At 38.5% G+C, this 6,717-nt stretch carries 4 protein-coding genes, 2 tRNA genes and 2 pseudogenes; 2 read left to right on the plus strand and 6 right to left on the minus strand.

What is annotated here, in order from left to right; genetic code table 11:
* Positions 1 to 7: 7 nt before the first annotated feature.
* From P20495_RS01930 to P20495_RS21045, 6 genes and pseudogenes are all read right to left on the minus strand, one after another.
* Positions 8 to 81: transfer RNA gene (locus tag P20495_RS01930), tRNA-Cys, on the minus strand.
* Between the two features lie 31 nt (positions 82 to 112).
* Positions 113 to 188, minus strand: a tRNA-Gly gene (locus tag P20495_RS01925).
* Positions 189 to 401: 213 nt separating this feature from the next.
* Positions 402 to 947 (minus strand): CDP-diacylglycerol--glycerol-3-phosphate 3-phosphatidyltransferase, encoded by a 546-nt coding sequence (gene pgsA, locus P20495_RS01920; protein ID WP_033016396.1) that lies wholly within the window; start codon positions 945 to 947, stop codon positions 402 to 404.
* A gap of 42 nt (positions 948 to 989) precedes the next feature.
* Positions 990 to 2,813 carry an excinuclease ABC subunit UvrC gene (gene uvrC, locus P20495_RS01915; protein WP_007377971.1) on the minus strand — a complete coding sequence of 608 codons (1,824 nt, stop codon included), beginning with the start codon at positions 2,811 to 2,813 and terminating at the stop codon, positions 990 to 992.
* Between the two features lie 10 nt (positions 2,814 to 2,823).
* The gene (uvrY, locus tag P20495_RS01910) at positions 2,824 to 3,474 is read right to left on the minus strand and encodes a UvrY/SirA/GacA family response regulator transcription factor (protein WP_007377972.1); all 651 of its coding nucleotides are present in this window, start codon (positions 3,472 to 3,474) and stop codon (positions 2,824 to 2,826) included.
* Between the two features lie 107 nt (positions 3,475 to 3,581).
* Positions 3,582 to 4,732, minus strand: a pseudogene (locus tag P20495_RS21045) (dicarboxylate/amino acid:cation symporter).
* A gap of 361 nt (positions 4,733 to 5,093) precedes the next feature.
* Here P20495_RS21045 and cysK point away from each other — a divergent pair.
* Positions 5,094 to 6,062 (plus strand): cysteine synthase A, encoded by a 969-nt coding sequence (cysK, locus tag P20495_RS01905; protein ID WP_007377974.1) that lies wholly within the window; start codon positions 5,094 to 5,096, stop codon positions 6,060 to 6,062.
* Between the two features lie 145 nt (positions 6,063 to 6,207).
* Positions 6,208 to 6,643, plus strand: a pseudogene (locus tag P20495_RS01900) (hypothetical protein).
* The last annotated feature ends 74 nt before the right edge of the window (positions 6,644 to 6,717 follow it).

The raw sequence follows: 6,717 nt of genomic DNA on the forward strand, positions 1-6,717 counted from the left end.
GTTGAAATGGAGGCGGAACCCGGAGTCGAACCGAGGTAGACGGATTTGCAATCCGGTGCATGGCCACTCTGCCATTCCGCCCCTGTACGGGGTATTAACCTTAAGATAAACTTGGAGCGGTACACGAGGCTCGAACTCGTGACCTCGACCTTGGCAAGGTCGCGCTCTACCAACTGAGCTAGTACCGCATTTTATTTATCAGTTATTTTAATTATCACATGATTACTTATGTGAGTCATTTAGGTAACTGATTAATTACCGTTTTGTTTATCTAGGGGGCTATGCCCTCTCAACACGGACGCATTCTACAGAGATTATTAAACGCGTCAATACAAAAAATGCTAGTTTTGAACTGTTTGCTTGTTTTTTATCTAAAACGGTGCGTTATTATACATTTAGAGTTAATTTTTAGTCAATTCGCCCCACGCTGCACGTAAATATTGCAGCATTGAACTCAAGGTTAAAAAGGTCGCAATATACAGTAGTCCAAAACTTAAATAGTTCATCCACGTATCATATTGCCAAATCAAACCGATAATGGCTAACATTTGTGCAGCCGTCTTTATTTTACCCATATTTGATACGGCGACGTTACCACGCTTACCTTGCTCTGCCATCCATTCACGAAGTGCAGATATGATAATTTCACGACTTATTATAATAAGAGCCGGTATTGTCATATACATTGATTGGTACTGATCAGATAATGCGACTAGCGCAGCACATACCATTACTTTATCAGCAACGGGATCTAAAAAAGCACCAAAAGGAGTTGATTGCTCAAGCTTTCTTGCTAAATAACCGTCGAGTATATCGGTTATTGATGCAAGCCAAAAAATAAAAGCGGCAGCAAAAAAAGCCCAGCTATAAGGCAAATAAAATATCACCAAAAAAACGGGGATAAGAAAAAGTCTAAATGTTGTGAGTGTGTTTGGAATATTCCACATAACTACTTGGATATGTCTTTTTTTCTATATTCGCATGTAGGGCTAGCCCTTGTCATGCAAATGGTTAAATATCTTCTCAGCCATGTCAGGGCTGATCCCAGGAACTTTCTTTAACTGTTCTATATTAGCAGCTTTTACTCCCTGCATGCCCCCTAAATATTTTAATAATGTTTGGCGACGTTTAGAACCTACTCCATTTATTTCTTCTAATAGTGATTGTGTTCGTTGTTTTTGACGTTTATTACGATGCCCTGCAATAGCAAAGCGATGAGATTCGTCGCGTATATGCTGAATCAAATGCAGTGCAGGTGCATCAGAATCCATTGGGATAGTTTTTCGACCACCGTCAATCAATAGTGTTTCAAGGCCTGGTTTACGGCTAGTACCTTTAGCAACACCGACCAATAATGGCATTTTTGTATGCGGCCAGTTAGAAAAGTACTGCTCCGCACGCCCCAGTTGCCCTTTACCACCGTCTATAAAGATAACGTCTGGAATTTTGTCTTCATCTACTAATTTGTTGTAACGCTTATTAAGCGCAAACTCCATTGCAGCGTAATCATCACCACCGGTAATACCCGTTACGTTATAGCGCCTGTACTCTTTAGTATTTGGTCCTTGAGAATCAAATACAACACAACTTGCAACAGTGTTCTCTCCCATGGTGTGGCTTATATCAAAACACTCCATTCGAGTAATATCGTCAAGTCGCAGTGTTGCTTTTAATTGTGCATAACGTTTATTAATAGAGTCTTGGGTACTTTGCTTAACTGCAATACTGTTTAATGCATTTTTGTTGGCCAGTTGTAAGTATTGAGCACGCTCACCACGGGTAACTACTTTAAGTATTACTTTGCGCTCACTTACTTGTGTGAGTGCTTCGCCGAGTGCATCGCTCTCTTCTATTTCAAACGGTAATATGATTTCTTTTGCAATACGCCCTGTTGCTCCAGGCGCTAAGTAGTATTGGCCTAAAAATGAGGTTAGGATTTCTTGCTCACTTGAATCTTTAGGTACTTTAGGAAAATACGTTTTACTGCCCAGTACTTTATGATCGCGGATCATTAATAAATGAATGCCATTTAATCCGTTTAAATGGGCAAAACCAACTACGTCCATTTCAGCAAAATTACCAGATATAGACTGTTGCTCCTGCATTTTACGAAGTAGCATTATTTGGTCGCGAACTTTTGCCGCCAGTTCAAAATTTAATTGTAGGCTGGCTGCTTCCATTTTTTTTATTAAATCAGCAATAACTTCGTGAGATTTACCCGTTAAAAACTTACGGACATAGTCAACTTGCTCGCTGTAATCATCATCCGTGACTTTATTTACACACGGAGCTGAGCAACGCTTAAGCTGATATTGCAGACATGGTCGGCTTCTTGCGCGGTAATAAGCATCTTCACATTGACGAACAGGAAATATTTTTTGCATTAAGCGCAAGCTTTCAGATACAGCTCCTGCACTAGGGAATGGCCCAAAGTATTCGCCTTTAATTTTACGACTACCACGATGAAACGCTAAACGAGGGTGTTTATGGCTCGTTAGTAAAATATAGGGATACGACTTATCGTCGCGTAATAATATGTTATAGCGAGGCTGATATTTTTTTATTAGATTATTTTCAAGCAGCAGCGCTTCGGTTTCAGTATTAGTAAGTGTGACGTCAATATCACAAATATTACTCACTAAAACGCGTGTTTTACTGTCGGTAATGTTACTTCTAAAGTAACTGCTGACACGCTTTTTTAAATGCTTGGCTTTACCAACATAAATAACTTGGCTATCACTATCAAGCATACGGTAAACACCAGGCTCGCTTGATAGCGTTTTGAGGAAATGTACGTGATCAAATTCAGACATAAATTATAGGTTAGTACGACACGTCTATATCAATCATTTTATGACGAATAGCTAAGTGGGTAAGCTCAACATCACCACCTACATTAAGCTTTTCAAACATACGGTAACGATAGCTATTTACTGTTTTAGAACTTAGGTTCAAACGTTCAGCTATATCTTGTGCTTTTTCACCTTTGGTGATCATAAGCATAATTTGCAGCTCACGTTCAGATAAGCTCTGAAAAGGGTTTTCATCTGTACGGCCGGTCACTTGCGCTAGCGCTATTTGCTGCGCTATTTCAGGAGCTATGTATCGCTGACCTGCATGAACACAGCGAATAGCACGCACCATTTCGTCAGAACCTGCACCTTTAGTTAAAAAGCCATGCGCGCCAATTTGCATTACTTTACTAGGAAATGGGTCTTCGCAATTAACAGTGAGCACAATAATTTTTACATCGGGACAGTAACGACAAATCTTTTTAGTCGCTTCTAATCCGCCCATACCTGGCATGTTCATATCCATTAATACGATGTTTGGCGCATGCTGACGGCAAAACTGTACAGCCTCTTCGCCGGTTTTAGCTTCGCCAATTACTTTAAACCCTCGTACGTCATCAAGAATGCGCTTGATGCCTGTTCGTACAAGTTCATGGTCATCAACTAAAAGTACATTAATCAATGGAACATCCTCATTTACCTAACAACATGCAATTTAATAAATTAATTTGCCACAGTAACATATATAAAGCGAGACAATAACTAATATTATTGTCTCAATCTAATAGTTTAATATGATTTTTTATCGCTAAAACGATCAACCCATAATGCAATGATACCATCACCGGTTACATTACATGCAGTACCAAAGCTATCTTGTGCTAAATAAAGAGCAATCATTAATGCAACAGCTCCTTCATTAAACCCAAGCATGCTTGTTAATAAACCAAGCGCCGACATAACTGCACCACCTGGAGCACCCGGTGCTGCTATCATAACGACACCGAGCATCATAATAAATGGCAATATCCCCATTAATGAAGGTACTTCCATGTTTGGCGATAAAACATAACAGCCATTGCACACGTTACAATAGTAATAGTTGAGCCAGATAAATGAATGGTTGCACACAGTGGTACGGTAAAGTTTGCTACATCTTCTTTTACGTTGTTTGCTTTACTTGATTGTAGCGAAACTGGAATTGTTGCCGCACTCGACATTGTCCCCAGTGCAGTAAAGTAGGCAGGTAGCATATTTTTAACTAATTCGATTGGATTACGTTTTAACAATATACCTGTCGCTATATATAAAACGCTTAACCATAACCAATGCATAACAAGCGCTGCAATTAGTACTACACCAAATGTTTGCAATGTATCTACCACTGTGCCTGCCACCGTCATTTCGGCAAATACACCTGCAATGTAAAATGGTAAAGCAGGAATAATTACCTTTGATAGAAGCCCATCAATAACATCACGCCCCTGATCAGACACTTTTTTCAGTGTACCTAGCTCTAATTGGCTCATGCCAATACCAAATACAAAAGCAGTTACCAACGCGGTCATTACCCCCATCAATGGTGGAATTTCTAAATCAATAAAGCTACCTATTTCAGTAGCAACTTCTGCTTCAAACGTAATGTTTCCACTTAAAAAAGGAATAACGGCACTCACTAATAAAAATGCAAGTGTACCGGCAATAATTGTAGAGCTATAAGCAAAGCCGACGGTTTTGCCAAGTAAGTGCCCTGACCCTTTTGGTAGGCCTGCAATGCCCGATGCAATAAAAAATAAAATAATAAGTGGAATGGTAAAGGAGATAATTTGACCAATCAGCTCTTTTACTGTGAATAAAAGTTCAACACCCGTTATAGGTACGTAAAGTCCGACTAAAATACCGGCCACAATACCGGCAATTAATTTTAAGATTAACTTCATTGTGATTGCTTAATTGAATTTAGATACGTGTTTTTATCATGTTTTACCTAGCTTGTGTCATAAAACTGTTCAAGTGAAGTTCATTTGCACAAATAAACATCAATTGCACTTATTTTAAGTTAATTTTTAACTTAAATTGCTCAACTAATCATCTCTCACTTACTTTAAAAATTTAGTACACACCTTTAATAACTAAAGTATCAGCTATTGTGGATTTTAATTTCACTTAGTTATAAGCTCAATAGATATATGTTATAGCCAAACTTTACTTTAGTTTTTTTAAACTCTCAGTAAAGTGTGTCTATATAGTTAGTGGCAAAGGCTATTAACACGTTGATCAGATTGTATCCAAAGGAACATTATGTCTACTATTTTTGAAGATAACTCACTAAGTATTGGTAATACGCCGCTAGTAAAACTTAACCGTGTTACAGGTGGGAATGTATACGCTAAAGTTGAATCTCGTAATCCTAGCTTTAGCATCAAATGCCGTATTGGTGCATCAATGATTTGGGAAGCTGAAAAATCAGGTCAGCTTGTTGAAGGTAAGGAGCTTATTGAACCAACATCGGGTAACACCGGTATTGCACTTGCATTTGTTGCAGCAGCACGCGGTTATAAGTTAACGCTTACTATGCCTAATACTATGAGCCTAGAACGTCGCAAGCTATTAAAAGCATTAGGTGCAAATCTAGTGCTTACCGACGGTGCTAAAGGTATGAATGGCGCAATTGAAAAAGCAAAAGAAATTCAAGCAACGGCACCTGATAAATATATTTTATTACAGCAATTCGAAAACCCTGCAAACCCTAAAATTCACTTTGAAACAACAGGTCCTGAGATTTATGATGCGCTTGACGGCAAAGTAGACTTTTTTGTAGCGGGTGTAGGCACTGGTGGTACTATTACAGGTGTTAGCCGCTTCCTTAAAACAGAAAAAGGTGTAAACGTTAAGTCTATTGCTGTTGAGCCAACTAACTCTCCTGTTATTAGCCAAACGCTTGCCGGTGAAGAAATCAAACCAGGCCCTCATAAAATCCAAGGGATTGGTGCAGGCTTTATTCCTGGCAACTTAGATATGGATTTAATTGATGGTGCAGAGCTTGTATCTAACGAAGACGCAATAGCTATGGCGCATCAATTAATGAAAAAAGAAGGTATTTTGGTGGGTATTTCATCAGGTGCAGCCGTTGTTGCAGCTAAACGTATCGCAGAAAAACCTGAAAACGCAGATAAAAATATTGTTGTTATCCTACCTAGTGCAACTGAGCGTTACTTATCAAGCCCAATGTTTGATGAAGAGTTTAGTGAACAAGAGCTAGTACAGTAATCTACACATGTTTAAAAAGGATGCTTATGGCATCCTTTTTTATTATTTATCGAAAGATCAGCCCTTAAATATTGCCTCCCTCTTTACATATTCATAATTTAGCCACACACTTTAAAAAGCTTAATCAACAACAATAATGATAACAATGAAAAAACTACTAACTATTCTAAGTGTCATAACTTGCCTATTTATTGTAGGTTGCGGCGACGATGCCAAAATATCTAGCGATAGTCCAGGTGATACAGCAACCGCTTATTTTGATGCACTTTATAACCAAAAAGACCTTCAAAAAGCCAGCAAAATGGCAACACCTAACCTAACTCGCATAATGAAATCTTACGGAACAGCTAAACAATTCTCTCGTAACTTGATAAACATGCAATATGATGAGGTAGTTATTGAAGTCGACATGTCAAATATGAGTTTACGAGAACAATATGGTGATAAAGCTAAAATAAATTTGATTTTTACTGGCACCCTAAATGGCGGGAAAATTGATGAAATGCGCAGTGTTAAAAATGCTTCGTAAAAAAGGAAAATGGTACGTAGATAAAATAGTTGCCGACCCGTACGCTCGTTAAAATAAATGTATTACACATAAAAAAGGACCTTACATTTGTAAGGCCTTTTTCGCTTTAGCTAGGGCGTGTTGATC

The organism is Pseudoalteromonas sp. BSi20495 (assembly GCF_000241185.1).
In the GTDB taxonomy this organism is placed as follows: Bacteria; Pseudomonadota; Gammaproteobacteria; order Enterobacterales; family Alteromonadaceae; genus Pseudoalteromonas; species Pseudoalteromonas fuliginea.

Bases quoted from the DNA above. Each gene is read 5' to 3' on its own strand.
- uvrC (WP_007377971.1), bottom strand. From the start codon at position 2,813: ATGTCTGAATTTGATCACGTACATTTCCTCAAAACGCTATCAAGCGAG.
- pgsA (WP_033016396.1), bottom strand. From the start codon at position 947: ATGTGGAATATTCCAAACACACTCACAACATTTAGACTTTTTCTTATC.
- cysK (WP_007377974.1), top strand. From the start codon at position 5,094: ATGTCTACTATTTTTGAAGATAACTCACTAAGTATTGGTAATACGCCG.